This window comes from Lentzea flava (genome assembly GCF_014648475.1).
Lineage (GTDB): Bacteria > Actinomycetota > Actinomycetes > Mycobacteriales > Pseudonocardiaceae > Lentzea > Lentzea flava.
Genome location: NZ_BMRE01000002.1, coordinates 135,060 through 161,254, shown reverse-complemented (window position 1 = coordinate 161,254; position 26,195 = coordinate 135,060). Strand labels below are relative to the sequence as shown.

At 68.6% G+C, this 26,195-nt stretch carries 30 protein-coding genes; 18 read left to right on the top strand and 12 right to left on the bottom strand.

Annotated features, from left to right (window positions below):
- Positions 1–74 precede the first annotated feature (74 nt).
- Both IEZ09_RS04970 and IEZ09_RS04965 read right to left on the bottom strand, forming a co-directional pair.
- Positions 75–830 (bottom strand): hypothetical protein, encoded by a 756-nt coding sequence (locus IEZ09_RS04970; protein WP_189252370.1) that lies wholly within the window; start codon positions 828–830, stop codon positions 75–77.
- Between the two features lie 6 nt (positions 831–836).
- Positions 837–1,748: an ABC transporter ATP-binding protein gene (locus tag IEZ09_RS04965; RefSeq protein WP_189252369.1), complete on the bottom strand. Its 912-nt coding sequence runs from the start codon at positions 1,746–1,748 to the stop codon at positions 837–839.
- A gap of 132 nt (positions 1,749–1,880) precedes the next feature.
- Between IEZ09_RS04965 and IEZ09_RS04960 the strand changes: the two genes are divergently transcribed.
- Positions 1,881–2,315 (top strand): PPOX class F420-dependent oxidoreductase, encoded by a 435-nt coding sequence (locus IEZ09_RS04960; RefSeq protein ID WP_189252368.1) that lies wholly within the window; start codon positions 1,881–1,883, stop codon positions 2,313–2,315.
- Here IEZ09_RS04960 and IEZ09_RS04955 read toward each other — a convergent pair.
- Positions 2,312–2,662: a darcynin family protein gene (locus IEZ09_RS04955; protein WP_189252367.1), complete on the bottom strand. Its 351-nt coding sequence runs from the start codon at positions 2,660–2,662 to the stop codon at positions 2,312–2,314. The genes IEZ09_RS04960 and IEZ09_RS04955 overlap by 4 nt on opposite strands.
- 75 nt (positions 2,663–2,737) lie before the next feature.
- On the opposite strand from IEZ09_RS04955, the gene IEZ09_RS04950 reads away from it, so the two are divergent.
- The gene (locus tag IEZ09_RS04950; RefSeq protein WP_189252366.1) at positions 2,738–3,604 is read left to right on the top strand and encodes a LysR family transcriptional regulator; all 867 of its coding nucleotides are present in this window, start codon (positions 2,738–2,740) and stop codon (positions 3,602–3,604) included.
- Here the strand turns inward: IEZ09_RS04950 and IEZ09_RS04945 are convergent.
- Positions 3,601–4,389: an HAD family hydrolase gene (locus IEZ09_RS04945; RefSeq protein WP_189252365.1), complete on the bottom strand. Its 789-nt coding sequence runs from the start codon at positions 4,387–4,389 to the stop codon at positions 3,601–3,603. The genes IEZ09_RS04950 and IEZ09_RS04945 overlap by 4 nt on opposite strands.
- Positions 4,390–4,437: 48 nt before the next feature.
- Between IEZ09_RS04945 and IEZ09_RS04940 the strand changes: the two genes are divergently transcribed.
- The 3 genes from IEZ09_RS04940 to IEZ09_RS04930 are packed head-to-tail and all read left to right on the top strand — an operon-like array spanning position 4,438 to position 6,348.
- Entirely contained in the window at positions 4,438–4,965 is a 528-nt protein-coding gene (locus IEZ09_RS04940; protein ID WP_189252364.1) for a TetR/AcrR family transcriptional regulator, read from the top strand.
- Complete coding sequence (locus IEZ09_RS04935; protein ID WP_189252363.1) at positions 4,965–5,444, top strand: pyridoxamine 5'-phosphate oxidase family protein; 480 nt, start codon at positions 4,965–4,967, stop codon at positions 5,442–5,444. The genes IEZ09_RS04940 and IEZ09_RS04935 overlap by 1 nt, the downstream gene beginning before the upstream one ends.
- Entirely contained in the window at positions 5,428–6,348 is a 921-nt protein-coding gene (locus IEZ09_RS04930; protein ID WP_189252362.1) for an SDR family oxidoreductase, read from the top strand. Before IEZ09_RS04935 ends, IEZ09_RS04930 begins: the two co-directional genes overlap by 17 nt.
- On the opposite strand, the gene IEZ09_RS04925 is transcribed toward IEZ09_RS04930, so the two are convergent.
- Positions 6,345–7,001 (bottom strand): response regulator, encoded by a 657-nt coding sequence (locus IEZ09_RS04925; RefSeq protein ID WP_189252361.1) that lies wholly within the window; start codon positions 6,999–7,001, stop codon positions 6,345–6,347. The two genes, IEZ09_RS04930 and IEZ09_RS04925, sit on opposite strands and share 4 nt — an antisense overlap.
- A gap of 9 nt (positions 7,002–7,010) precedes the next feature.
- Complete coding sequence (locus tag IEZ09_RS04920) at positions 7,011–8,186, bottom strand: sensor histidine kinase (RefSeq protein WP_308202368.1); 1,176 nt, start codon at positions 8,184–8,186, stop codon at positions 7,011–7,013.
- A gap of 114 nt (positions 8,187–8,300) precedes the next feature.
- On the opposite strand from IEZ09_RS04920, the gene IEZ09_RS04915 reads away from it, so the two are divergent.
- Complete coding sequence (locus IEZ09_RS04915; protein ID WP_189252360.1) at positions 8,301–8,975, top strand: hypothetical protein; 675 nt, start codon at positions 8,301–8,303, stop codon at positions 8,973–8,975.
- Entirely contained in the window at positions 8,972–9,340 is a 369-nt protein-coding gene (locus IEZ09_RS04910) for a GntR family transcriptional regulator (protein ID WP_229812249.1), read from the top strand. Before IEZ09_RS04915 ends, IEZ09_RS04910 begins: the two co-directional genes overlap by 4 nt.
- On the opposite strand, the gene IEZ09_RS04905 is transcribed toward IEZ09_RS04910, so the two are convergent.
- Complete coding sequence (locus IEZ09_RS04905; RefSeq protein ID WP_189252359.1) at positions 9,325–9,759, bottom strand: hypothetical protein; 435 nt, start codon at positions 9,757–9,759, stop codon at positions 9,325–9,327. The genes IEZ09_RS04910 and IEZ09_RS04905 overlap by 16 nt on opposite strands.
- A gap of 54 nt (positions 9,760–9,813) precedes the next feature.
- Here IEZ09_RS04905 and IEZ09_RS04900 point away from each other — a divergent pair, with 54 nt between their 5' ends.
- The 10 genes from IEZ09_RS04900 (at position 9,814) to IEZ09_RS04855 (ending at position 19,836) form a co-directional block, all read left to right on the top strand.
- Positions 9,814–11,316 carry a dynamin family protein gene (locus IEZ09_RS04900; RefSeq protein WP_189252358.1) on the top strand — a complete coding sequence of 501 codons (1,503 nt, stop codon included), beginning with the start codon at positions 9,814–9,816 and terminating at the stop codon, positions 11,314–11,316.
- Positions 11,313–11,678 carry a nucleotide exchange factor GrpE gene (gene grpE / locus IEZ09_RS04895; protein ID WP_189252357.1) on the top strand — a complete coding sequence of 122 codons (366 nt, stop codon included), beginning with the start codon at positions 11,313–11,315 and terminating at the stop codon, positions 11,676–11,678. Before IEZ09_RS04900 ends, grpE begins: the two co-directional genes overlap by 4 nt.
- The gene (locus IEZ09_RS04890) at positions 11,675–13,495 is read left to right on the top strand and encodes a dynamin family protein (RefSeq protein ID WP_189252356.1); all 1,821 of its coding nucleotides are present in this window, start codon (positions 11,675–11,677) and stop codon (positions 13,493–13,495) included. Before grpE ends, IEZ09_RS04890 begins: the two co-directional genes overlap by 4 nt.
- A gap of 246 nt (positions 13,496–13,741) precedes the next feature.
- Positions 13,742–14,320: a hypothetical protein gene (locus IEZ09_RS04885; protein ID WP_189252355.1), complete on the top strand. Its 579-nt coding sequence runs from the start codon at positions 13,742–13,744 to the stop codon at positions 14,318–14,320.
- Entirely contained in the window at positions 14,317–15,201 is an 885-nt protein-coding gene (locus IEZ09_RS04880) for a CopD family protein (RefSeq protein WP_189252354.1), read from the top strand. Before IEZ09_RS04885 ends, IEZ09_RS04880 begins: the two co-directional genes overlap by 4 nt.
- A gap of 24 nt (positions 15,202–15,225) precedes the next feature.
- Complete coding sequence (locus IEZ09_RS04875; RefSeq protein WP_189252353.1) at positions 15,226–16,089, top strand: cupredoxin domain-containing protein; 864 nt, start codon at positions 15,226–15,228, stop codon at positions 16,087–16,089.
- On the top strand, positions 16,089–16,652 hold the full coding sequence (locus IEZ09_RS04870) for a cupredoxin domain-containing protein (protein WP_189252352.1): 564 nt from the start codon (positions 16,089–16,091) through the stop codon (positions 16,650–16,652). Before IEZ09_RS04875 ends, IEZ09_RS04870 begins: the two co-directional genes overlap by 1 nt.
- A 92-nt stretch (positions 16,653–16,744) precedes the next feature.
- Positions 16,745–17,431 (top strand): hypothetical protein, encoded by a 687-nt coding sequence (locus IEZ09_RS04865; protein ID WP_189252351.1) that lies wholly within the window; start codon positions 16,745–16,747, stop codon positions 17,429–17,431.
- A 306-nt stretch (positions 17,432–17,737) separates the two neighbouring features.
- The gene (locus IEZ09_RS04860; protein ID WP_189252350.1) at positions 17,738–19,549 is read left to right on the top strand and encodes a phosphoenolpyruvate carboxykinase (GTP); all 1,812 of its coding nucleotides are present in this window, start codon (positions 17,738–17,740) and stop codon (positions 19,547–19,549) included.
- A gap of 74 nt (positions 19,550–19,623) precedes the next feature.
- Positions 19,624–19,836 carry a hypothetical protein gene (locus IEZ09_RS04855; protein WP_189252349.1) on the top strand — a complete coding sequence of 71 codons (213 nt, stop codon included), beginning with the start codon at positions 19,624–19,626 and terminating at the stop codon, positions 19,834–19,836.
- A 283-nt stretch (positions 19,837–20,119) separates the two neighbouring features.
- On the opposite strand, the gene IEZ09_RS04850 is transcribed toward IEZ09_RS04855, so the two are convergent.
- From IEZ09_RS04850 to IEZ09_RS04830, 5 genes are all read right to left on the bottom strand, one after another.
- Positions 20,120–20,962: a septum formation family protein gene (locus IEZ09_RS04850; protein WP_189252348.1), complete on the bottom strand. Its 843-nt coding sequence runs from the start codon at positions 20,960–20,962 to the stop codon at positions 20,120–20,122.
- A complete protein-coding gene (locus tag IEZ09_RS04845; protein WP_189252347.1) occupies positions 20,959–22,200 on the bottom strand; it encodes a pyroglutamyl-peptidase I in 1,242 nt (413 codons plus the stop codon). The genes IEZ09_RS04850 and IEZ09_RS04845 overlap by 4 nt, the downstream gene beginning before the upstream one ends.
- A 70-nt stretch (positions 22,201–22,270) precedes the next feature.
- Positions 22,271–23,905 (bottom strand): monocarboxylate uptake permease MctP, encoded by a 1,635-nt coding sequence (gene mctP / locus IEZ09_RS04840; RefSeq protein ID WP_189252346.1) that lies wholly within the window; start codon positions 23,903–23,905, stop codon positions 22,271–22,273.
- Positions 23,905–24,171 carry a DUF3311 domain-containing protein gene (locus IEZ09_RS04835; protein WP_189252345.1) on the bottom strand — a complete coding sequence of 89 codons (267 nt, stop codon included), beginning with the start codon at positions 24,169–24,171 and terminating at the stop codon, positions 23,905–23,907. Before IEZ09_RS04835 ends, mctP begins: the two co-directional genes overlap by 1 nt.
- A gap of 106 nt (positions 24,172–24,277) precedes the next feature.
- Positions 24,278–24,964 (bottom strand): GntR family transcriptional regulator, encoded by a 687-nt coding sequence (locus IEZ09_RS04830; RefSeq protein WP_229812248.1) that lies wholly within the window; start codon positions 24,962–24,964, stop codon positions 24,278–24,280.
- A gap of 95 nt (positions 24,965–25,059) precedes the next feature.
- Between IEZ09_RS04830 and IEZ09_RS04825 the strand changes: the two genes are divergently transcribed.
- Entirely contained in the window at positions 25,060–25,839 is a 780-nt protein-coding gene (locus tag IEZ09_RS04825) for a LamB/YcsF family protein (RefSeq protein ID WP_189252344.1), read from the top strand.
- Positions 25,840–26,195: the final 356 nt, after the last annotated feature.

The window sequence follows — 26,195 nt, the reverse complement described above, 5'->3', positions numbered from 1 at the left end:
GAAGAACTGATCGGGACGCAGGCCGTCCCCCCGATGGACGGCCTGCGTCCCGCTCCCCCTTTATTCGGAACCGGTCACGCGTCGCGGCGCTTCGCGACGACCAGCGCGACCACCAGCAACGCGACCGCGATGCCGGCGAAGTAGGCCAGCGATCCCCACTGGCTCAGCTTGAAGTCGATGCCCGCACCCGGCTGTTCCGCGGTGTTGCCGCCGCCCAGGGCCAGGAAGTGGTTGGCGTTCTGGAACGGCAGCCACGCCTGGATCTTGATGCCGACCTTCGGGATGATCCCGATCAGGCCTTCGAGCAGCATGGTCCACACGAGCAGGATGGCCACGGCACCGGCGGTCTGGCGGACCAGGATGCCGACCGCGATCGCGAGGACCGCGCCGATCCCGTACAGCAGCCCGACACCCGCGACGTGCCGCCACTCGGCGCCCGTGTTGATTGCGAGGTCCGACGTCGGCGACATCACCTTCGCGAGGCCCCACGAGCCGAACGCGATGATCTCGCCGAGAGCGGCGGCGATGAACGCGACCACGACGGTCTTCGCCACCAGCGCGGACGTGCGGCTCGGCACCGCGAGGAACGTCGCGCGGATGGTGTTGAAGCGGTACTCGGTGGTGACCGCGAGCGCCGACATGACCAGCACGACGGCGAGCGCGAGCTGGCTGCTGCCGAACTGCGTCAGGCCGATGGACATCTGGCCCTTCTCCGTCGTCCCCGCGATGATCGCGGTGAGACCGACACCCAGGACCAGGGCGAGCGCCGTGCACCAGTAGGGCGAACGGGTCGAGAAGAGCTTGATTCTCTCAACTGCCAACAGGGTCATCGCCACTCACTTCCCGATCTCTGCGTGGTACTCGACAGCATCGCCGGTCAGCTGCATGAACGCCTCTTCGAGCGAGCCGCGCTGCGGGCTCAGCTCGTGCAGAACGACACCGTTGGCTGCGGCGATGTCCCCGATCTGGTCACTCGTTGCACCCGATACGGACAACGCACCGTCCGCGCCGTCACGAACCGTGAAGCCCTTGTCCACCAACAACGGCCCGAGTTTGAAGAGCTGGGGGCTGCGCACCAGAACGGAGTTCCCCGTCGAGCGGTCGATGAACTCCGCCGTGCTGCTCTGCGAGATCAGCTTCCCCTTGCCGATCACCACGAGCTCGCTCGCCGTCAGCGCCATCTCGGACAGCAGGTGGCTCGACACCAGGACCGTGCGGCCCTCGGCGGCGAGGTTCTGCATGAACGTGCGGATCCAGAGGATGCCCTCGGGGTCCAGGCCGTTGACGGGCTCGTCGAACAGCAGCACCTTCGGGTCGCCGAGCAGTGCCGCCGCGATCCCCAGCCGCTGCGACATGCCGAGCGAGAACCCGCCGGCCTTCTTGCCGGCCACCTGCGTGAGGCCGACCGCCTCCAGCACCTCGTCCACGCGCCTCGCTGGCAGCCCGTTGGAGACGGCGAGCCACTTCAGGTGCGACCGCGCCGACCGGTTGGGGTGGACCCACTTCGCGTCCAGCAGGGCACCCACCGTCCGCAGTGGACGGTGGAGCTCGGTGTAGGGCTTCCCGTCGATCAGCACGCGGCCTGCCGTCGGTCGGTCGAGCCCGAGGATCATCCGCATCGTGGTGGACTTGCCGGCGCCGTTCGGACCGAGGAACCCGGTCACCCGTCCAGGTTGGACGGTGAACGACAGGTCGTCGACCGCGACCGTCCTGCCGTATCTCTTGGTGAGGCCGATTGCCTCGATCATCAGCGTTCCCCTCTCGGTGACAGGCACAACTCTCCTGCTCCGAGGGGGTCCGCCACATCGCCCAGCGGTCTGCGGCCACCGTCAACTTCAGTCGTCCGGTGCCGCTACCTGAGTCGTAGTTGAATGCTTCTCATGGGTTACACCGAAGCTCCAGAAGGCTGGTGGCGCGAGTTCGTGCTGGCCAAGCCCGCCCGCACCGGCAAACTCGCCGTCACCCGCAAGGACGGCAGCCCGCACGTCGCCCCGGTGTGGGTGGACCTCGACGGTCCTGACGTCGTCTTCCTGACCTCCCGCGACACCATCAAGGGCAAGTCCATCCTGCGCGACGGCCGGGTCGCCCTCTGCTTCGACGACGAGACCCCGCCCTTCAACTTCGTGACCATCACGGGCCGCGCCCAGGTGGACGAGGATCCCGATCAGCTGAAGTACTGGGCGGGGCGCACCGCCGCGCGGTACATGGGCGACGACCAGGCCGACCGCTACGCCGAACGCAACGGCGTGCCCGGCGAGATGGTGGTCAGGGTCAAGGTCGACAAGGTCGTCGCCAGGGTGAACATCTCGGACTAGACGGTGGCGACGGGCTCTCGGCCGTTGTTCTTGGCGTACGCGTCCTCCACGCCGACCAGCACATCGACCACCTCGAAGTAGTGGTCCCAGAACGGGGTTTCCCGCAGCGCGTCCACGAGCAGCTGGTACGACTCGTGGTCGCGCGCCTCCCACACCCAGACGTCGCTCACCCGCACCGAGTAGAACTCCGTGTCGTAGAAGCGCGATCGCACGCCGTCGACCTTCTCCCGCAGCACGGGCAGGATCTCGGTCTCGAACGCCTCGAACCGCTGCGGGACGGTGAGGGACAGCCACTTCGGCGTGGCCTTGATGAGCATGAACGCGGTCAGCTTCGCTTCAAAGGTCATGGTCACGACGCTAGAAACCGGCCAGGCTTTCGTGCCACGCAACTTCAGCAAGGTTGAGTTGCATACGATGCAAACATGCCGGACCAGCTCGATCTGAACCTCCTGCGCGTGTTCGACGCACTGCTGCAGGACAACAGCGTCACCACAGCCGCCGAGCGCCTGCACCTGTCCATCCCGGCGACCAGCAGGGCGTTGGCACGGCTGCGGCGGGCGATGAACGACCCGATCCTGGTCCGCGCCGGCCGGGGGATGGCACCGACGCCGTACGCGCTGCGCGTCGCACCGAGGGTCCGCTCGCTGCTCGACGAGGCCTCCGCGTTGATCAACGCCAAGGAGCTCGACCCCGGCGAGCTGCGGCGGACGTTCACCATCCGGGTGGCGGAAGGTGTGGTGACGCCGCTGGTCAAGGCCGTGGCCGCGCAGGCGCCCGGCGTGGTGCTGCGGTTCGTGGCCGAGGGCGACGAGAGCGCCGAGGCGTTGCGGGACGGGTCCGTCGACCTCGACATCGGCGCCGGAGACGACACCGAGTCCGACATCCGGTCCGTCGTGCTCTTCCGCGAACGGATGGTCGGCATCGTCCGCGCTGACAGCCCACTCGGGAATCGCCCGACGCTGCGGCAGCTCTGCCGCTACCCGCACGTGTCGGTGTCGCGTCGAGGCAGGGTGCGCGGCCCGCTGGACGTGGCGCTGCAAGCCGCGGGCCTGCACCGGCACGTCGCGGCGGTCGTGCCCTTCTACTCCGCGGCCGTCCAGCTGGTGGCGTCGAGCGACTACGTCGGCCTCGCCTCCCGCCGACTCGCCGAGCAGTACCCCGGCACCCTGCGCTGGTTCCCGATCAGCGCGGATCTGCCCGAGGTGGAGGTCCGCATGCGCTGGCACGCCCGGCTCGACGCCGACCCCGCGCAGCGCTGGCTGCGCGAGACCGTCCAGGCCTGTGTCTAGGCGGGGAAGAACCGCTCCAACGCCACCGCCGCGCCGTCCTCCAGCACGGTCGCGGTGACCTCGTCGGCCACCTCCTGCACGGTCACCGGCGCCTGACCCATCGCGATGCCGTGCGCGGCCCACTGCAGCATCTCGACGTCGTTGGACCCGTCGCCGATCGCGAGCGTGTCCTCGGCGTCGATGCCGAGCGAGACGCGCAGCTCCTCCAGCGCCCGGCCCTTCGTCACGTCCGGCGGCACCACGGTCATCCATGCCTCGGTGTGGTCGACGTGCCACGAGACACCCGGCAGTTCCAGCTCCCGCACGGCGAACGCCAGCTCTGCGGGTGTGTGGTCGAGCCAGCGCATGACCAGCCGGGCGGTCGGGGTGGCGGCGATCTCGTCGAACGACGCAGGAGTGACCACGCCCCACAGGTCGCCCGGCAGGAACTCGCCGAGCGAGAGGCTGCCGACGCCGGTCTGCTCGACCGCGAACACCGAGCCGGGCAGCAGCGCCTGCAGCGTCTTGATCGTCGGGCCAGGTTCGAACGTCGTGTGCTTGAGGATCTCGTCGCTCACCGGGTTCCACCACACGGCGCCGTTCGCGCACAGCGCCAGCGATGTGGGCAGCTGCGGGGCAATGGGTGTGGTGCCGACGATGCTGCGGCCGGTGCAGAGCACGACATGAGTGCCGTGTTCCGCCACTCGCGTGATGGCCGCCTTCACTGCAGGTGAGATGTCGTTCGAGCCGACAGTGGTCAGGGTTCCGTCGATGTCCAACGCGACCAGGCGCGGTCTCCAGTTCACGTGGAGCCACCCTATGCGAAGGTTAGTGAATTGTGGTTCACTAATCGGGTGGCACGGCCTCGCACCATCTCCGACGAGCGGATTCTCAGTGCAACCGCGACGGTCATCGACCGGCGCGGACCGGAGTTCACGGTGGCGGACGTGGCGGCGGAGGCCGGGGTGTCGGTCGGCGCGGTGGCGAAGCGGTTCGGGTCGAAGAGCGGCCTGCTGCAGGCGCTGACCCGAGCGGGGACCGAGGAGGTCACCCGCCGGATGCGCGAGGCGGGCACCGTGCGCGAGGCGTTGCTGACCTGGTTCGACCGGCTGGCCGATCCCGTCGTCGCGACGAACAACCTCGCGCAGCTGGGCGTCGACCTGATCGACCCCGAACTGCGGGCGTTGCTGGCTCGGCACTACGCGGTGCTGGAGTCGGAGCTGGAGGTCCTGTGCGCGGCGGAAGACCTGCCGCCCAACGCGGCTCGCGTGCTGGCCGCGCTGGTGTACGGGATCGCGATGGACTGGTCGGTACGACCACGCGGGGAGCTGTTGGCACGCATGGAGGAAGACATCGATCTGGTGCTGGAGGGGATGCGCTGATGGCCACCTGGGCCGAGTTCACGGCTGAACAGCCCGACCTGGCCGCGTTCGCGGAGAGCAGGTTCGCCGTGGACCGGCACGCGTTGATCGCGACTCTGCGCAAGGACGGCTCGCCGCGGATCAGCGGTGTGGAGCCGGACTTCGCGCACGGTGAGCTGTGGGTCGGCATGATGCTCGACTCGCTGAAGTCGCGTGATCTGCGCCGCGATCCGCGATTTTCGTTGCACTGCACCACGACCACGGCCTCGATGACCGCGGGAGGTGACGCGAAGATCAGCGGGACGGCCGAGTACTGGACCGACAAGGAGCAGTACCTCAAGGACCTCTACGACCGCACCGGGTGGATGCCGGAGGGCGGCGAGCTCGACCTGTACCGGCTGAACGTCACCGAGGTCGTGTCGCTGACCGTCGAGGGCGACGAGATGATCGTCCTGTCCTGGCACGAGGGAAGGGGAATCCGCCGTGTCGCCAAGAAGTGAACCCGATCTGAGCGGGAAGGTCGCGGTCGTCACGGGCGCCACGAGGGGTGCGGGCCGGGCGATCGCGGTCGAGCTGGGCGCGGCGGGGGCGACGGTGTTCGTCGGCGGTCGCACGACGCGCACGCAGCAGTCCGAGGTCGGCCGGTCCGAGACGATCGAGGACACCGCGGACCTGGTCACCAAGGCCGGTGGCGAGGGAATCGCCATCAGGTGCGACTTCACCGATCCGTCCGATGTGGACGCTTTCGCGGCGCGGATCGACAAGCTCGACATCTTCGTCGACAACGCCTGGGGCGGCGAGAACCTCGTCGAGTGGGGCAAGTTCTGGGAGCACGACCTCGACCGGCAGCTCCACCTGTGGCGCAACGGCGTCGAGTCGCACCTCGTGGCGATCCACAAGCTGATGCCGCTCGTGATCCAGTCCGACGACGGTCTCGTGGTCGAGGTGACCGACGGTGAGGACGGCGAGGCGTACTTCGTGAACCTCGCCTACGACGCCGTGAAGAACACCGTCCGGCGGTTCGGCGAGGTCCTGGCGAAGGACCTCAAAGATCACCCGAACGTGACGGCGGTGGCGGCGACGCCGGGCTTCCTGCGCTCCGAGCAGATGCTGGAGACCTTCGGCGTCACCGAGGCGAACTGGCGCGACGCGATCGAGAAGGTGCCGGACTACGCGCTGTCCGAGACGCCGCACTACCTCGGCCGCGGCCTCGCCCACCTGGCGGCCGACAAGAACCGCAGGCGGTTCGCCGGGCAGTGCCTGTCGTCGTGGCGGCTCAAGCGCGAGTACGGGTTCACCGACCTCGACGGCTCGCAGCCGGACTGGGGCCGGTGGTGGGACGACGTGGTGAAGCCGCGGATCGCCGGGACGATCGTGAACGCGGATCCGGAGGACTACCGCTAGGCGTCGCCGGGGCGGACGAGACCGGTCTCGTAGGCGAGCACCACGGCCTGCACCCGGTCTCGCAGCTCCAGCTTCGCGAGGATCCGGCCGACGTGCGTCTTCACCGTCGCCTCCGACAGGAAGAGCTTGCGGGCGATCTCCGTGTTGGACAGGCCCTTCGCGATCAGCACGAGCACCTCGCGCTCGCGTTCGGTCAGCACGTCCAGCACGCCTGCGTCGCGCAGCTCACCGCCGCCGTCGCCGAGGAACCGGCCCAGCAGCCGCTTCGTGACGGACGGCGAGACCACCGCGTCGCCCGACGCGACCGCGCGCAGGGCGGACACCAGGTCGGACGGCGGCGTGTCCTTCAGCAGGAACCCGCTGGCACCGTTGCGCAGCGCGGACAACGCGTACTCGTCCATGTCGAACGTGGTCATGACCAGCACCTTGGCCGTGTCGGCCTCGGTGATGCGCTTGGTCGCCTCCACACCGTCCAGCACGGGCATGCGGACGTCCATCAGCACGACGTCGGGGCGCAGCTTGTCGGCCATCTGCACCGCGTCGAGACCATCGGCGGCCTCGCCGATGACGTCGATGTCCTCCTGCGCTCCCAGCACCATGCGGAAGCCCATGCGCATGAGTTCCTGGTCGTCGACCAGCAGCACCCGAATCACGTGATCACCCTATGCGGCGAGCGGGAAGCTCGCCCGCACGCGCCAGCCCCCGCCGGGGTTGGGGCCCGCCTCGAACTCGCCGCCCAGCACCGCAGCCCTTTCCCTCATGCCGATCAGTCCGTTGCCGCCGGACACCTTGACCACGTCGTGCGGTGTGCCGAAGCCGTTGTCGATCACTTCCAGCCGGAGCTCCTCCGGCGTGCGGGCGAGGCGCACCAACGCCGTCGTGCCCGCGCCGGCGTGCTTGATCGTGTTCGTCAGCGCTTCCTGCACGATCCGGTAGACGCTCAGGCCGACGCCCGCGGGCAGGTCGTCCACGTCGCCGGAGATCTCCAGCCGCACCGGCACGCCGGCCGCGCGGGTGTTCTCGGCGAGCTCGACGACGCCTCGTGCGTCGGGTTGCGGAGCCCATTGCGTCTCGGCGTCATCGCTGCGCAGCACGCCCAGCAGGCGCCTCATCTCGGTCAGCGCGAGGCGGCCGGTCTCCGCGATCGTGCGGACCGCGTTCTCGGCGACCTCCGGCTGCGTCCTGATCGTGTAGGCGGCCCCGTCCGCGTGGACGATCATGACGCTCACCGCGTGCGCGACCACGTCGTGCAGCTCGCGGGCGATCCGGGAGCGCTCCTCGCCGACCGCGATCTTCGCCTGCTGGTCGCGTTCGGTCTCGAGCAGCTTGAGGCGTTGTTCCAGCTCGCTCTGGTAGGCGCGGCGGGCCCCGATGAACTCGCCCATCGCCCAGCTGAAGCCGAAGATCACGAAGACCATGAACACCAGGAACACGGCCTGGATCTCGGCGATCTGGAAGACCGCCCACAGCAGCGTGCCAGCGAGCAGCCAGCCCGAGTAGATCAACGCCGACCTGCGGCCGATGTACGCGACGAGCGTGTACAGCGCGATGGCCAGCGCGAAGTCCGACATCCGGACCGGTATGCCGCTCTCGCCGCCGTGCGTGAAGAGCTGCAGGAACCCGCCCGCGAGGATCAGGTAGCTGGTGCCGAGCGGGTGGTAGCGCCGGAACGGCAGCGGCCCGAGCATCAGGAGTGTGACGGCGAGGTACGCGGAGAACGACACCCCGCGGTCGACCGCGGAGACCGCGACCGCCATGTCGAAGATCAGCAAAAGCCCGGCGATCAGGGAGTCCCCGAACGCCGGGTGAGCCTTCATCCACAGGCTGAACCGCCGCACTGGACAAGGTTAGGTGCGGGTCGAACTTCCGCGCGTCGCGCCACGGAATGACGTCGTCTACGACTCCAGTGTGAGTTATTGTGTCGAGGGGTTGGTACAAAGTTTGGGGGCGCGATGGCCGAGTGGGCCTGGACCGTTGTGATCATGGGCGCCATCGGCCTGGTGCTGACGATGATGCTCTGGCCGACGCCGTCGACGGGCAAGCGTCTGCTGAAGAAGTGGCAGGTGCCCGATCCCACGGAGGCGCAGGTCACGGACGCCGTGCGCTACCTGCGGAAGCGCCGGCTGCTCTACCCGTGGATCTACGTGGCCGGTGCGTTCGGCCCGGAGTTCGACAGCGACATGACCCGCCTCGTGATCATCGTGCTCGGTGGCGCGCTGCTCGCCGAGCTGATCGCGTTGCGGCCACCGCGCAGCGCCCAGCGGGTGGCGTCACTCGTCCCGCGCGGGCTCACCGACATCGCGGCGAAGGGTGTGTTGATCTCGTACATCGTGATCGTCCTCGGCGTCCTGGTCCACCTCTGCCTCCAGCAGGAGTGGCAGCGCGTGTTGTGGCTCGGGGTGTCCGTGGCGGCGGTCGCGGTGATCACCTGGGCGGCGGTCGCCCGTCCTGCCACCGGCGACCAGCAGGTCGACATGGCGTTGCGCACCCGCAGCGTGCACGTGTCGGCCGGTCTCGGCGCGGCGGTGGCCGCTGTGCTGATCCCGGGGAAGTGGGGGTTCATCGGGATCCTCGCGTGGATCGCGATGGCCCACACCAAGCCGCTGCCGACGAAGATCAACCGGTGACCGCTCCCCGAATCGTCGTCGACGTCGACAACGGCGTCGCGCCGTGGCGTCAGGTCCGCGACCAGCTGATGAGGTTGATCAGCGGTGGCGTGCTGCCGGTCGGGTCGCGGTTGCCGACGATCCGCCAGCTCGCCGCCGACCTCGGACTCGCCGCCGGCACCGTCGCGCGGGCGTACCGCGAGCTGGAGACCGACGGCGTCCTCACGACAGGACGAAGGCAGGGCACCGTCGTGGCTGCCCTGCCTTCGCATTCACCGGACCCGCTCTCCGCCGCCGCGGCGGAGTTCGTCGCCGTCGCTCGGTCGCTCGGCGCCAGTGAGGGGGAGGCACTGGACGCCGTGCGCGCCCGTTACGGGGCTGAGTAAGGCGACTCGATCTTGGGTGCGGGTCGCGGTTCGCCGACGTGAGCGTGCCGCTCCTCGTAGATGCGGTGCTCCTCCGCCATCTGGTCCGCGAGCTGCTGTTGGAGCTGGCGGTCCCGAATCCTGGCCAGGATCGCCATCGTGACGCCGTGAGCCAGTGCCAGCAGCAAGAGGACGATGCCGAGCTTCATCACGACATCCTTGGTGGCGTTTCCGGTCTCGACGCTGATGAGCGACACCAGCGCGAGCAAGCCCAGCACGACGAGGTGGAACAACACCACCGCGAGCCGGATCATCGAGGTGGCTTCTTCGTCGTCGTAGGCGCGTTTCAGATAACCCCTGCCGCTGTGGTAGATCAGCTGGCCGTCGATGACGACCAGGACGATCCCCAGCACTAGGAACGTCACGTAGCTGTCTTCCATGAGCTGTGGCTACCCGCGCACACACGCGCACAAACCGTGGCACGATCAGTGCCCGTGACGGCGTTGCAGGGACAACAACTGGCCGGTCCGCTGTGCGCGGCGGTGGCCCAATTGTGTGTTGCCTTGCAACCACAGGTTTCCCAGCAGACCGCCCTCGGTTTCCAAGAGGTGTTGCGGCGGCTGCACGCGCCGTTGCAGGTCGCGGTGGCCGGGCGGATCAAGTCCGGGAAGTCGACGCTGGTCAACGCGTTGATCGGCCGCCGGGTCGCGCCCACCGACGTCGGCGAGTGCACCCGGCTCGTGACGCGGTATCAGTACGGAACGGTCGACCGCATCGAAGTGGTGCTGCGGGACGGCCGGCGGCAGGTGCTGCCGTTCGACGCGAACGGCATGATCCCCGCTTCTCTTGGCGTGGAAGACGTTTCGCACATCGAGGCGTACCTGACGAACGCGGTGCTGCGTGACTTCACAGTCATCGACACGCCAGGTCTCGGTTCGCTGGACGCGGCGTCGGTCGCGCGCACCGAGGAACTGCTGGATCCCGTGTCCCGCAACGCGGTCGCGGGCGCCGAGGCCGTCCTCTACGTCGTGACGCAGGGCATCCGCGCGGACGACCACTCGACGCTGGCCGCGTTCACCGCCGCGACCGCCTCCCGCGAGGCAGGGCCGGTCAACGCCATCGCCGCGCTGAACAAGGTCGACGCCGTGGCGCCGGAAACCGTCGAGGGATCGGACGGCGACGTCTGGCGGGCAGCGGAGATCCTGGCGGGCAAGCAGGCGGCGCTGCTGAAGCCGCGGGTCGCGGATGTGCTGCCGGTGATCAGCCTGCTCGCCGAGTCGGCGGAGACCGGGGAGTTCACGTCGGCGGACGCGGAGGCGTTGCGGCAGCTGGCGGCCCTGGACGCGGACACCCGCACGATGATGCTGATGTCCGGCGACCTCTTCACCTCGTGGGACTGCGACGTCCCGGCGGGCGTGCGGTCGAGGTTGCTGGAGAAGCTCGACCTCTACGGCATCGGCCGTGCTCTCGCTGCGCTGGACGCCGAGCCGGCGCTGACCGCCGGTGCGTTGCGGCGCGTGCTGTTCGACGCCTCCGGGTTCGCCGCGGTGCGCGGACGGCTGGACGCGGTGTTCCGCGCGCGGGCCGACGGCATCAAGGCGGCGGCCGCGCTGGCGTCGGTCACGTCGCTGGCCTCGGGCGACCCCGGCGAACGGCAGCGCGTGCACGACGCGATCGAGGTGCTGCTCGCCCGGCCGGAGGCTCATCAGCTGCGGCTGCTGGAGGCGTTGACGCTGGTCTCGTCCGGCGCGGTGACGCTGCCACCGGATCTGACGGAGGAGGTGCTGCGCGTCGGCAGCACCCCGGACGTGCCCGGCCGGCTCGGGCTGACCGGCCGGCCGTTGCCGGAGCTGGTCGCGTACGCGCTGGAACGGGCCGGGTGGTGGCGTTCGTACGCCTCGTTCGGCGCGACGCCCGCGCAGGCTCGGGTGGCGCACGTCGTCCACAGGGCGTATTTCCTCATCTGGCAGCAACTACGTGCTGGGGGGCACCGATGAGCGTGAATGGAACCGATCCCACCGGTGTGGCGTCGGACGACGGTGTGGAGACCATTGCCGACGAGCTGCTCGACCAGGCGCTGGCCGAACGCCGCGCACTGGTGCAGCTGTGCCTGTACGCGCTGGACCGCGCCAGTGCGGGTGTGGTCGAGCGGATCGAGGAAGGCCTCTCGACCATAGGGGTCGTGGCCGTGCGCGCCGACGGAGAGCGCTTCGACCCGTCGTTGCACGAGGCCGCCGGAACGGTGCCGACCGATGACGTCTCGCTGCAGGGCCTGGTCGCCGAAACCGAGGTGCCGGGCTTCTGCGACCGCGGCCGCGTGCTGCGGGCTCCGATCGTGACGGTCTACACGGCCCGATGAGCACACTTCCCCAGACCGTCCGGCAGACGCGCGAACGTCTCACCTCTCTCGTGCGCGAGCTCGACCCGTCGATGGCCGACTGGGTCGCACGTCGCTCGGCTCCGGAAGTGTCGTCCGTGGTGATCGTCGGTGAGACCAACCGCGGCAAGTCGTCGCTGGTCAACGCCCTGCTGGCCACCCCAGGCCTGTCCCCGGTCGACGCCGACGTCGCCACGTCCACCTACCTGGTCTTCCAGCACGGCCCCGACTGGGCCGCCCGCGCCTGCTACCCCGGCCTGCTCGCCCCGGTGACGTTCCCGCTGCCCGCGTTGATCAACTGGGTCTCCGCTGCCCACGAGCTGCCCGAGGGTGAACTGCCCCCGCGCTACGTCGAGGTCGACGCCCCGATCCCGCTGCTGGAACGGATGTCCGTTGTGGACACTCCGGGCGTCGGCGGCCTCGAGTCGGTGCACGGCGAGCTGGCGCTCGAAGCCGTCACGTCCGCCACCGCGCTGGTCTTCGTCGTGGACGCCTCGTCGCCGTTCACCCGCGGCGAGCTGGACTTCCTCAAGCGCGTCGGCGATCGCGTCGAAACCGTCGTCTTCGCGCTGACCAAGACCGACCAGTACCGCGGCTGGCGCCAGGTCCTCGACGCCGACCGCGCGCTGCTGGCCGAGCACGCCCCGCGCTTCGCCGACGCCGTCTTCCACCCGGTGTCGTCGCGCATGTTCGAGATGGCCGCCCAGGCCCCGAACCCGGACGCCGCCGCCATGCTGCGCGAACGGTCCGGCATCGCGGCCCTGCAGACCGCCTTGCAGGAACTGGTGGCCGGTCGCGCCGGAATGCTCGCCGAGGCCAACGCCCTGCGCGCGCTGTCGACCGTTCTGGACGAGCTGGCCGTCCGCCTGGAACACGAGAAGCGCGCTTTGTCCGTGGGCGAGGACGAAGCAGCCGTTCTGCGTGCCCGCCGCGAGGAGCTGCAGACCGAACGCCGCTCGTCGACCCGCGGCTGGCAGGTCCGGCTGCGCGGCGAGATCCAACGCGCCCGCGTGGAGAACTCCCACGAGATCTCGCGGCAGATGCGCGACCTGCAGACCTGGTACCGCCAGGCCATCGACACGGCCGACCGCGCCGCCCTGGCCGTGCTGCCCCAGCAGGTCGACACGGCCCTGCAGGTCGTGTCGGGCCGCATCTCCACGGCGCTGTCCGTGCGCCTCGCTCAGGTGACCGACGCGGTGCTCGCCACGCTCTTCAGCGCCGAGGAGCTGACGTTGATCCGCGGCCAGTTCGCGCGCGGCGAGCAACCGCCTGTCGTGTTGCGCCCCAAGGAAAAGCGCCCACCCACGGCTGAGGACAAGCTCCTGGTGTTCATGGGCGTCTCCGGCGGTCTGGGTGCGGGCAAGCTGGCCGTCATGCCGCTGGCGGGCCTCGGCATCGCGGTGCTGAACCCGGTCGTGCTCCCGGTGACCATCGCCCTGGGCCTCGGGGCGGGCTGGTGGATGGCCCGCACCCGCACCCACACCGCGGAGAAGCAGCACGTCAAGCAGTGGCTCTCCGACGCCATCGCCGACGCACGCTCCACAGTGGACCAACTGGCCGCCGAGCAGCTGATCGAGGCCGAGCAGGCCCTGTCGCTCGCGTTGGACGAGGCCCTCGCGAAGCGCATCGAGGCGATCGAGGCGGAACTGCGCGAGGTCGACAAGGCGCTGCGGATGGAGGCCGGTGAGCGCGGCCGCGAACTGCAGTCCGTGACGCGGCAGCTCGCCGAGGTCGAGTCGGGCCGCGCCAAGGCGGAGGAACTGCTCGGTCGGATCAGGTCCGTGCGCGACCGGGCGTGAGGCCGAAAAAGGCTCAACGAGCGACTTGTCAGACAGGTACGGGTGCCTGTCCAATTCACCTGGGTGATCGACTGAACTTAATCGAGTGATGCTCATTTTGCCTGGTCAAGGCGTTCTTGCTGGAACAACTTAATTCGGCGTTTCCCCGTGCGCACGGCTTGCTACAAAACGAGTGAGCAAGCTAGTTCACGATTGCGTCACTGAATGGGAATGGCCGGTAATAGCGGAACTGCTTCGCTGCCGAATATGAAGCTGCAACGAGACCAGGTGGTGGCGGCGACCCTCGTGGGCACCGTGGTCGTCGTGCTCGGGTTCGCGTCGGGCATCGGCCGCATCCCGCAGGCGCAGAGCACGGTCAGTCAGCCGGACCACCACGCACAGGCGCCGGTCCCGTCGCCGACCGGGCAGCCGCACCAGCCCGCCGTTCCCGTGCCGCAGCCGGTGGCGCACAACCCGGTCCCGGCCCCGGTCCCGCACCTGCCGGCGGGGCCGCACGTTCCGGCGCCCACGCATCCGCATCCGACCACACCGCCGGTGACGACGAAGCCGCCGACCACGCCTCCCACGACCGAGCCTCCCGAACCATGTGACGCCGGCGCGATCACCAAGCTGCTGCGACAGCTGGGACTGCTGTCGCTGCTCGACGAACTGCCGATCGTGCACGAGCTCCCGGCAGGCACGAAGAAGGCCGAGCGACTGTCCCTTGTGGAGCTTCCGCTGCTCGGTGACCCCGTCGACCTGCTCGACGACCTGCTCGGCACGACGTGCACGCTCGTCGTGGACGAGAAGACCGACCGCGTCACGGCACTGCTGGACACGCCATGACCGAAGCGGCGAAGTCGTGGTTCCTGTTCGCCAGGTCGTTCGACTACCTCGGAACGACGCTCTTCGTCGGCGGCTTGGCGTTCATCGCGTTGTTGTGGCCCGACGGCGCGGACACCGCACGAGCGAGGCGGTTGATCGTGTTCGGCTGGCTGTGCGGTTTCGCCGGCACCGTCGCGAGCCTCGCTCTCAACGCCGCCTGGGTCGCGGGCCGTCCGCCGTCCGCCGCGTTCGACCCGTCGGTGCTGCTGCCGCTGTTCGACGCCCCGTTCGGCCGGGTGTGGTTCGCCCGCACGCTGTTGTGGCTGCTCGCGGTGGTCGTGCTCGCCGACCTGTCCCGGCGCGGCGCACGGGCGGCCAGGTCGTGGTCGTGGCGCGTCGGCGCTGGTGTGGTCGCACTCGGTGTGTTGCGCACCAACGGGATGACGGGCCACGCCCTGGACCTGCCCGGCTGGGGTCAGGCGGTCGTGTTCGTGCACCTGCTGGTCGTCTGCGTGTGGGTCGGCGGGCTGCTGGTGTTGCTGCTCGCCGTGCTGCCCGCCCGTGACCGCGAGGTCCTCACCGCGGTGCTGCCGCGCTACTCGAAGCTCGCGATGGTCTCGGTCGCGGTGCTGACGGTGGCGGGCGCGCTGCTCGCGTGGCGGCTGGTCGGCTCGCTGAACTCGTTGCTGCACACCGGATACGGCCAGCTGCTGCTGCTCAAGCTCGGTCTCTTCGCCGTGCTGCTGCTCCTCGGACTCGCGAGCAAGACCTGGGTGGACCGGCGGCTGAGCGTGGCCCCGACCACCCGCGCGCTCGCGCTCTCGGTCACCGCCGAGGCGGTTCTCGCCGTCGCCGTGCTCGGAGTGGCCGCCTTCCTCGTCACGACCGGCCCCGGTCGCTGACCCCGCAGAAGAAGGGAATCCACTGTGGACAAAGGAAACCGGTTCGCCGTGCTGGTAGCGGCACTCGGCATAGCGGGAACCGCGCTGTGCCTGAGCCTCGTGGGCCCCGGCCAGGCGGCTCCGGTCGGCGTCGATCTCGCCGCCCAGCAGGGCGAGGCCGCGCCGGCAGCTCAGCAGTCGACGTCCGTCGAGATCATGGGCTACGCGTTCCAACCGGCCACGCTCACCATCAACGCGGGCGACACCGTCGTCTGGACGAACCACGACACCGCACCGCACAACGTGGTCGTGACCAACGGCCCGGAGAAGTTCACCTCGCCCACGCTCCAGCAGGGCCAGACCTACACCTACACGTTCACCAAGCCGGGCACGTACTCGTACTACTGCTCGATCCACCCGGACATGAAGGCGTCGGTCACGGTCAACGGCAGCACGCCCACGACCACAGCGCCTCCGACGACCACCACCCCGCCCACCACGACTCCTCCGACCAGCCACCCGACGACGCATCCCACCCCGACGACGACCACCCCGCCGACGGGAACGCCCGAGTGCATCAAGAAGGAAGCGCTCGCGCCGTTCATCGCGCACCTGAAGGCGGCGCACCTGGAGACCTCGCCGCTGCAGCAGGCGCAGGACGCGCTGGCGTTCGACAACTACATCAAGGCGCACACCGTGCTGCTGGAACAGATGCTCGACCCGGTCCTCAGCTCGTCGCTCGACCGTGACGTGCTGGCCCCGTTCATCGCGCACCTGAAGGCGGCGCACCTGGAGACCTCGCCGCTGCAGCAAGTGCAGGACGCGCTGGCGTTCGACAACTACATCAAGGCGCACACCGTGCTGCTCGAGCAGATGCTCGACCCGGCGTTCAACCAGGCGATCTGCTGATGAAGCGCGGCCTGGCCGGCGTTGTCCTGGCCGCGTTCGCCGTGCTGACCTTCGCCGTCAGCACGGCGTCCGCCGCCGAGACGCACCAGATCCCGATCGCGCGCTACGCCTACGTCCCAGCCACGATGACCGTCCACGTCGGCGACGTGGTCACGTGGACCAACAAGGACGAGGCCTCCCACGACGTCGCGGGCGGCACGTTCCGCTCGCCGATGCTCGCCACGGGCCAGTCGTGGAGCTACACGTTCACCCAACCGGGCACGTTCGACTACATCTGCTCCGTGCACCCGGACATGCGCGCGCAGATCGTCGTGCTCGCCCACGAGACGACCGCCGCCCCACCACCGCCCGTGCAGCAGCAGCCAGTCGTGCAGCAACCCGCGACGACGACCACGACCACTTCCGTGCCTCCGACCACCACTTCGACCAGCGCTGTTGCGGCGGTCGCGGCACCGCAGCCGACGTCACCGGCGTTGCCGCCGATGCTGCTGCTCGCGGGTCTGGTCGCGGCGGTCACGACGTTGTGCCTGCTGATGATCGGCTCGCGGCCCGACCGGACCTAGCGGCAGGCCGCCGGATGGCGGAGGTTGGCGAGGGAACCGAACCGGCATAACGTGGGTCATACCGGTACATGAGCAGTAGGAGGTGTGTCCCGGTGTACATCGACGAGAACGGTGCGGCCGACGCCGAGCTGAAGGTGACCGTCGAGGACGAGGAGTACACCGCCGACGTCACCTTCGACCTCAACGACGACGGCGTGAACGACTCCGCCGTGGTCGAGACGGATGACGGTGGCCACCTCGCGTTCACCGACACGAACGGCGACGGCGACGCGGATCTGATGAGCACGTTCGACAAGGACGGCAATCTGCTCAGCCAGGCGCGGTTCGAGGAGAATTCCGGTGAGTGGGTTGCCGTCGACCCGCACGACACTCAGCAACAAAAAACAAATTCCGCGCCTCAGCAGACGATTGTCGTGGACACCGACGAAGGCGATCGAAACGTCGGGCAGGCGACGGAGGACACCGACGGCGACGGCAAGGCCGACACCGCGGTGGTTCGTGACGACGCCGGGGACACCTGGCTGTTCACCGACAAGAACGGCGACGGCAAGGCCGACGTGGCGACCGAGATCACACGATCGGGCGAGGTCACGATGTCGGAACACCGCGGTGACGACTGGGTCGAGGTCGAGCACGGGCACATCGAGGCCGACGGCCGGTACGTGACGGACTCCAAGAGCGGCATTCTGGACGACTCGGACGACTGGTTCGAGGAAGAACGGTTCGAGGGAGTCGTCCGAATCGATTCCACCACCGGGCAGTGGATCAGCCCGAACTGAAGCGCAGGTCACAGGCCCCGGTGTGGTGAGAACCGCACCGGGGCCTCTTGTGTTTTTCCGACCTCAAGCGCGCCTTAACGCCGTCCGAGTGCTGAATCGATTCCAGAATCGGTTTTGTGAGAGAAGCGACAGGCTGGGGGTGCGTTACCTGCCATTCACCGGGCTAACCTCGATCCATCCCCTTCCACGCACGCCCGGCCCCACCGGGCGTCTGGAGCTATTCCCGAGGACGACGAAGTCCCCACACCGGACGACCCACCGCGCGTCCTCGGGCAGCCGAGGCGTTCAGTCAGGAGACGAGACGAGATGACGGCAGTGACCATTCCCGGTCTCGAACAAGCACCTACCAACCACGCGCGTTTGCTCGCATGGGTTCAGGAAGTCGCTGAGCTGACCTGCCCCGACGAGGTTGTTTGGGCTGACGGGTCCCAGGGCGAATGGGACCGTCTCACGCAGAAGCTCGTCGATGCCGGCACGTTCGTGCCGCTCAAGAAAAAGCCCAACTCGTTCTGGGCCGCCTCGGACCCGAGCGACGTCGCTCGCGTGGAGGAGCGCACGTACATCTGTTCGGTGCGCGAGGAAGACGCGGGCGCGACGAACAACTGGATGGACCCTTCCGAGATGAAGGCCATCATGACGGAGCTCTACCGGGGCTGCATGCGTGGCCGCACGATGTACGTGATCCCGTTCTGCATGGGCCCGCTCGACGCGGAGAAGCCGATGCTCGGTGTGGAGATCACCGACTCGGAGTACGTCGTCGTCTCGATGCACATCATGACCCGGATGGGCACCAAGGCCCTCGCGCTGTTCGGTGAGGACGCCGACTTCGTCCCGGCGCTGCACTCGCTCGGCGCGCCCCTCGAGCCCGGCCAGGAAGACGTGCAGTGGCCGTGCAACGAGACCAAGTACATCTCGCACTTCCCGGAGACCCGCGAGATCTGGAGCTTCGGTTCCGGCTATGGCGGCAACGCCCTGCTCGGCAAGAAGTGCTACTCGCTGCGCATCGCGTCCGTGATGGCGCGCGACGAGGGCTGGCTCGCCGAGCACATGCTGATCCTCAAGCTCACCTCGCCGGAGAACAAGGCGTATTACATCGCGGCCGCGTTCCCGTCGGCCTGCGGCAAGACCAACCTCGCGATGCTCGAGCCGACCATCCCCGGCTGGAAGGTCGAGACGCTCGGCGACGACATCGCGTGGATGCGCTTCGGTGAGGACGGCCGCCTCTACGCGGTGAACCCGGAGAACGGCTTCTTCGGCGTCGCGCCCGGCACCGACTACCACACGAACCCGAACGCGATGCGCACCATCGCCAAGGGCAACTCGCTGTTCACGAACGTGGCGCTGACCGACGACGGCGACGTCTGGTGGGAGGGCATGGGCGAGCCGCCGGCCCACCTCACCTCGTGGAAGAAGCAGGACTGGACGCCGGACAGCGAGGAGCTCTCCTCGCACCCGAACTCGCGCTACTGCACGCCGATCGAGCAGTGCGACATCAAGGCGCCGGAGTGGGACGACCCCAAGGGCGTGCCGATCTCGGCGATCTTCTTCGGTGGCCGTCGCGCCACGACGATCCCGCTGGTCACCGAGTCGCGCGACTGGCAGCACGGCACCTTCATGGGCGCCACGCTGTCGTCGGAGACCACGGCCGCAGCGGTCGGCAAGACCGGCGTCGTGCGCCGCGACCCGATGGCGATGCTGCCGTTCATCGGCTACAACGCCGGCGACTACTTCCAGCACTGGGTCGACCTCGGCAAGCGCGCCGACGCCGACAAGCTGCCGAAGATCTTCTACGTCAACTGGTTCCGCCGCGGCGACGACAAGCGCTTCCTGTGGCCGGGCTTCGGCGAGAACTCGCGCATCCTGAAGTGGGCCATCGAGCGCATCGAGGGCAAGTCCGCCGCTACCGAGACCCCCATCGGCTACATCCCGACGGCAGCCGACCTCGACCTCGAAGGCCTGGACGCGCCGGTCGAGGACATCGAGGCCGCGCTCGAGTTCAACGCCGACGAGTGGCGCGCCGAGATCCCGCTGGTCGAGGAGTGGTTCGCGAAGATCGGCGACAAGGTCCCGACCACGCTGCGCGACCAGCTGGAAACCCTGAAGCAGCGCCTGGGCTGAGTTCCTGGGTGTGTTTGATGACCCAGCGGTCAACGGCGACCGCTGGGTCACCTTTTTGAGGTACTACTAGTGGTGTGACGCAGGACGAGGACTTCCTCGGCGGACTCCACTACGACGGCACCAGGCGCGACGTCGAGGTCGGCCCGACAACGGGCATCGTGCGCTACTACCCGGTGCCACCCGCTCCTCCTGCCCGCACTCCGTGGTGGCGCTACACCCTCGTGTTCGTCCTCGGTTTAGCGATCGGTACCGCTGTCGGAGTCGTCCTGTGCAGCAATTTCCTCTGAATCAGTGCAGCTCACCGTCCATTTGAGACGAAGTTGTCCACAGGTGTGGACGGCTCTGTGCACAGGTTGTGGATAGCTGTGGACAGCCCCGGGGACTTCTCCACAGCTCGCGAAAACGGTCTTGCCGCAGGAATGAACCTGCCCCGCTCCGGGAACGTCTTAGGTACGTGATGACGGTCACAAAGATCGTCGCCGGAGGAGAGGGAGGTGTGCCGTGGGGATCGCAGGAATCGCGATGCTGGTGCTGTCCCTGGCCGCCGTGCTGATGGTCGTGGTCGCCGGGTCAGTTCGGGAGCGGGTTGTCGCGGATGCCGAGGAGAGTGCCGCTGAAGGTCTTGGTGGCCTCGGCGTAGCAGATCGCGTACGTCCAACCCTCTGACCAGCCCTGGGAACCGGGCATCCGCCACGCGGGGAACACGTCGGTGCGCTTGTCCGAGCCCACGTAGTCGTGCACGGCCTTGGTGCACTTGTCCTTGGCGATGGCGTTCATCTGGTCCTTGGACGGCGTGGGGTCGTTGTACTTGCCCAGCGGGACGACGCCACCGGGGACGGCCTCGGCCATGTGCGCGCCGTTGCACGCGGTCGGCTTCACGTCCGGGTCCTTCGACGGCGAGCCGCCCAGGCAGATCTGGTACGTGTTGAAGCTGGAGCCTTTCAGGACGTCCTTCAGGGAACCCTTGCGCGGCAAGGCCTTCCCGTCTGGGGTGAGCTCGACGACGGTGCACAGCCGCCAGCGGTCGCCCTTCTTCCAGCTCGCCTCGTTCGGCCAGAACGCCCACACCTGCAGGCGGGTCGCACCCGCGTCGGCGCTGCCGAGGTAGTCGCTGATCGTCGAGTAGCACGACGGCAGCGCCGCCTTGCGCAGCGCCTGCGTGTCCGGGTAGGTCGACGGCAGGCCGGAGATCTCGCCGACCGCCATCACCTCGGCGTCGTGGCTCGCGGCGCAGTCGACCGGCTTGAGCTCCGAGGAGTTCATGCACTGCCCCGGCTTGGGCAGCGTCGGCGCGTCTGCGGCGGCGGTGGACGGCATCGGGCCTGGGACGGCCTGACCACCGACCTGGATGGCACAGGCGCTCAACGCCCAGACGATCGGGATGATTGCCACCGCCAGCCGCACACGAGTCACACCACAGAGACTAGGGCCTTGACCTGATCGGCGATGTCCCGACGCTGTTTTTCGAAGGTCGAATCCGTCAGCGCGGCCGGATCGGCCGGCTGGCCGAGCACCGGCGTGTGGAGGTGTCCGCCGAGGACATTCGTTGCGCCGTAACCGATTCGCACGCGGTTGGCCCGGTACATGCTCTCGTTGGAGAGGTAGTTCCCGCCGCCACCGACAGCCGCGACACGGCCCGGCGTCGGTTCGTCCGTGCGGCACTCCTGCGTGCTGCCGACGACGACCCACTCGCAGAAGCTCCGGTTCAGCACGACCGGGAACGGGCCGGTGCCCGCGTCGATCATCTTCTGGAACGGCAGCGTCGTCTCGATGAACTCGATGGCCGGCTGCGGCCAGCCCGCGGCGTCCGGGACGCTGCCGTACGAGCCGACGTTGTTGTTGTCCGCCGAACCGCCACGCCAGCGCGCCGCCCACCGCTCGATGTCGAAGCGGCCCGGCCTGCCCTGGCTGATCGTCACGAACGCGTCCGGCTTCTGCTCCAGCGCGGAGCCGTAGAACTGCTCGACGATCCCCTCGTCGAACCCGCCCCACAGCACCGGCAGCACGGCCGCCTGCAGCACGACCCTGCCGGACGGCGTGGTGATCTCACGGCCGTCGAGCTGCAGCGCCGCCGCGCCGGCCGGGTTGGCGCGCCGCACGTTCGTCCCGGTGAGCTGGAACGGGTCGAAGCCGGTCACCGCGACCTTGCGCACGCCCGGCCTGGCGGGGAACGCCGAGTCGCGCAGTCCTCGTGAGGCCCAGTCGAACTGCTGGATGAGCTTCGCGCGGTCGTGCACGGACAGCGCGAACCGCGGCTTCCACTGGCGCAGCGCGGTGGTGAGCTGCAGACGCGCCCAGTACAGCGGGCGGTCGTCGTAGGCGTCGTGCGGCAACGGCTGGGTGCTCTGCGCACGGGCGACGGCGGCCTTCCACAGCGCGTTGCCCTCGCGTTCCGCGAACTGCTGCGCCTGCCTGAGGACGGCCTGCCGGCAGAGCTTGGTGGTGAAGTCCGTGACGCGGCCGTCGAACCCGGCGAGCTTCACGAGAGAGGGGCCGACGGCGGGACCGCCGGGCACGAGTGTGTCGTCGAGCCGTTGTTCCTCGACGGTCAGCGGGACGGTGGTGTCGTAGCAGTCGGCGTCCTGGGCTTGGGCGACGCCCGGCACGACCGCGAGGCCTGCCGCGATGACGAGTCCGGCGATGATTTTCACGCTTCGATCTCAACGGAAAAGGGCCACCCGTCGAAACCGACGGGTGGCCCTTTTCGTTGACCGAGTTGTCTCAATGGGTCGCGACGGGCTTGACCCTCGGGCTGTCCTCGTCGACGTGGTAGTCGGACGGATCCGTCTGGTCGGTGCCGTTGAACGCCTTGGCCCGCTTGGCGATCAGCGTGACGATCACCGCGACCAGCAGGTTGACGAAGAGCGCGACGATGCCGACGTAGATCTGCGTCGTCGACGCCCCGAACGGGTGCCAGCCGAAGATCGAGATCTTGCCGAGCGGCAGTGCCGAACCGGCGAAGTGCGCCTTGTTCACGGCCGGGTTGCCGATGTTGTAGAGCAGCCACATGCCGTAGCCCATGCCCGCGACCCAGCCCGCGACGAGGCCGTAGACGTGGAACCAGCGGGTGTAGAGCGCGATCGCGACCGCCGGCAGCGTCTGCAGGATCATCACGCCGCCGATGAGCTGCAGGTCGATGGAGAACTGCGGGTCGACGAACACGATGAACGCGACCGCGCCGAACTTCACGACCAGCGACGCGATCTTGGCCTGCTTGGCCTCCTGCGCCGGAGTGGCGTGCTTGTGGATGTACTCCTTGTAGACGTTGCGCGTCCACAGGTTCGCCGCCGCGATCGACATGATCGCCGCCGGCACCAGCGCGCCGATGCCGATGGCCGCGAACGCGATGCCCGCGAACCACGACGGGAAGTTGTGGCCGAAGAGCTCCGGCACGATCGTGTTGGTGTCGGGACGGCCGGTCGCCTGGTTGACGATCGGCTTGGTGCCCGCGCTGATCGCGACGTAGCCCAGCAGCGCGAGCAGACCCAGCACCAGCGAGTACGCCGGCAGCGCGACCATGTTGCGCTTGATGACGTTGCGGCCGCGGCTCGCGAGGATGCCGGTCAGCGAGTGCGGGTAGAGGAACAGCGCCAGCGCGCTGCCGAGCGCCAGCGTGGCGTACTGCAGCTGGTTGGTGCCGGTCAGCAGAATGCCGTCGGTCTTGGACTGCGTGGCGTCGAACTTGGCCTGCGCGTCGTTGAAGATCTCGCCCCAGCCGCCGAACTTCGCGGGCAGGTAGACGATCGCGACGAGGATGACCAGGTAGATCAGGATGTCCTTGACGAACGCGATCAGCGCAGGCGCCCGCAGACCGGACTGGTAGGTGTAGAGCGCGAGGATCACGAACGCGATGAACAGCGGCAGGTGGCCGAGGATGCCGCCGCCGTTCAGGCCCATCGAGCGCAGCACGGCCTCGAGACCGACGAGCTGCAGCGCGATGTACGGCATGGTCGCGACGATGCCGGTGATGGCGATCAGCAGCGCCAGCCAGTGCGAGCCGTACCGGCCCTTCACGAAGTCGGCCGGCGTCACGTAACCGTGCACGCGGCTGACCGACCACATGCGCACCAGCGGCAGGAACACGATCGGGTAGAGGATCACCGTGTACGGCAGCGCGAAGAACCCGGTCGCGCCCGCGCCGAACATCAGCGCCGGCACCGCCACGAACGTGTAGGCGGTGTAGAGGTCGCCGCCGACCAGGAACCACGTGATCCAGCTGCCGAACTTGCGGCCGCCCAGCCCCCACTCGTCGAGGTGGTCGAGCGTCTCGCCCTTCTGCCACCGCGCGGCCACGAAGCCCATGACCGTGACGAGCAGGAAGAGGGCGCTGAAAACGATCAGCTCAGTCCACTGCATCACTTCGCTCCCTCGTCCAGGTCGTCGACGCCGAGCTTGTCCGGCTTGCCGGTGACGACGGGCTTGTCCTTGGTCTTGACGTAGACCAGGCCCACGCACAGCACGCCGAGGGGCACGAACGCGAACTGGTACCAGTAGAAGAACGGGAGCCCGAAGATGCGGGGCTCGTCCATGTTGAACCACGGCGTGATGAGCATGAGCAGCGGAACTATCAGCAGCAGGTTCCAGTTGCTCCAGCGCAAGCCGGTCTTGGGATCCGACGGCATGGTGGGCCCTCCGTGTACGCGGTGTTGCGCGGATGTTAGGCCTGATGACACGTGTCGTCAGCTCCGTGATCGGAATCGTTGCACTCGGCTTAACAGTCCCTTTGGACTATTGCGCGTCCAGGCGGTTGACGAGGTCCTCCTCGGCGGCGTCGAAGTACTCGTTGAGCTGGTCGACCGCCTCGCTGACCTGCCCGTTGTTCAACAATTCGACAATCCGGCGATTCCACGGCACGTACGTCTGGTAGAAGTCGTTGATCTCCTGCGCCACCCGGAAGGCGAGCATGAGCTCGGCGAAGAGGCGGTCGGACTCGTCGCTGAGCCGCGTGCTGCCGGCGAGCCTCACGATGCCGCGGTGGAACTGGATGTTCGCCTGACCGGCCTTGGTCCAGTCGTTCTTCTCCGCCCTGGCGACGGCCTGGCGGACGGGCGCCCTGACCGCCTCGCGCTGGGCCTCGGTCACGGTGTCCCACAGGCGGAGCGCGCCGCACTCGATCACCCGGCGGGCGGCGTAGAGGTCGCGCACGTCGTCGCCGGTCGGCCTGCGGACGAACACGCCTCGGCTGTGCTCGTGCACCAGCAGCCGGTCGCGGGTGAGCAGCCGGAACGCCTCTCGCAGCGTGTTGCGGCTGACTCCCAGCGCACCGCCGATGGCTTCCTCGCTGAGCCGCAGGCCGGGCGCGAGCTCGCCGTCGAGCACCCGCTCGCGCAACATGTCCGCGACCTTCTGCGCGGTGCTCGCGCGCTCCAGGTCGGCCTTGCCCTGCGCCAGCGTCGACACCCACGTCTCCGTCACCTGCCAAGTCTATTGCAGGATCGTTCTATTGCAGTATCGTAGAATCGTTCAACAATCCAACGATCCAACAAAACCGCAAGCGTTGGAGGACGGCCATGGACCTGAACGCGGACCTCGGCGAGGGCTTCGGCCACTGGACGCTAGGCGACGACCGCGCCCTGCTGAAGGTCGTGACCAGCGCAAACATCGCCTGCGGCCACCACGCCGGCGACCCGGACACCATGCGCGAGGCGTGCGCCCACGCCGCCAACGCAGGCGTAGCCATCGGCGCACACGTCGGCTACCGCGACCTGCCGGGTTTCGGCCGCAGGTTCATCGACGTCGCCCCGGACACGCTCACCAACGAGGTCCTGGCCCAACTAGGAGCGCTGTCGGTGTTCGCCCGAGCCGCCGGAACACGCATCTCCTACGTGAAGCCACACGGCGCCCTCTACAACACCCTGGTCCGCCACGAGGCCCAAGCCGACGCCGTGGTGGACGCGGTCCGCCTGTTCGACCCGTCCCTGGCCGTCCTGGGCCCACCAGGCGCAGTGTGGCTGAAGCGCGCCTCAGTAGCGGGCCTGCGCGTCTGGCACGAGGCGTTCGCCGACCGCGCCTACACCTCCGCAGGAACCCTGGTACCGCGCACCGAACCCGGCGCCGTCCTGCGCGACCCCGCCGAAATCGCGGCGAGGTGCGTCCAACTCGCGACCGAGGGCTGGGTCCGCAGCGTCAGCGGACGTCCGGTGCGCATCGCCGCCGACTCCATCTGCGTGCACGGCGACACCCCGAACGCCGTGGAGATCGCCCGCACGGTCCGCACGGCCCTGGAATCGGCCGGTGTCGCGGTCGGACGTGTCGAATCGCCCCTGCGCCACACCCGTCAGGCGGTCTGACCGACTGCGCCACACCCGCGAGGCGGTCTGACCGACAGATGGCGGCCTGACACCGCGAGGCGATCTGACTGTCAGACCTGCTCGGTACGTTGGGTCGCGGGGGATCCGGCACCCAAGGGGACCCTTGCGCGAGCGTGCCTAGCGCACCAGCGCCGCCGTTCCACAGCCCAACATGCCCGCTCCGCTGGGCCGCCCGCACCTCGGAGCCCGGCCAGCTACGACAGCCCCGGTGTGCGTCTTCAGCGCCCTCCGCACGGGTTCGAGCAGCAAACTCTTCTGTGTCGCACCCGCGAGGCCGGTTAGCGAACGGGGACGGCCGCCCCCAATCCGCCTAGCCGCGCCGCCCGCCTCCAGCC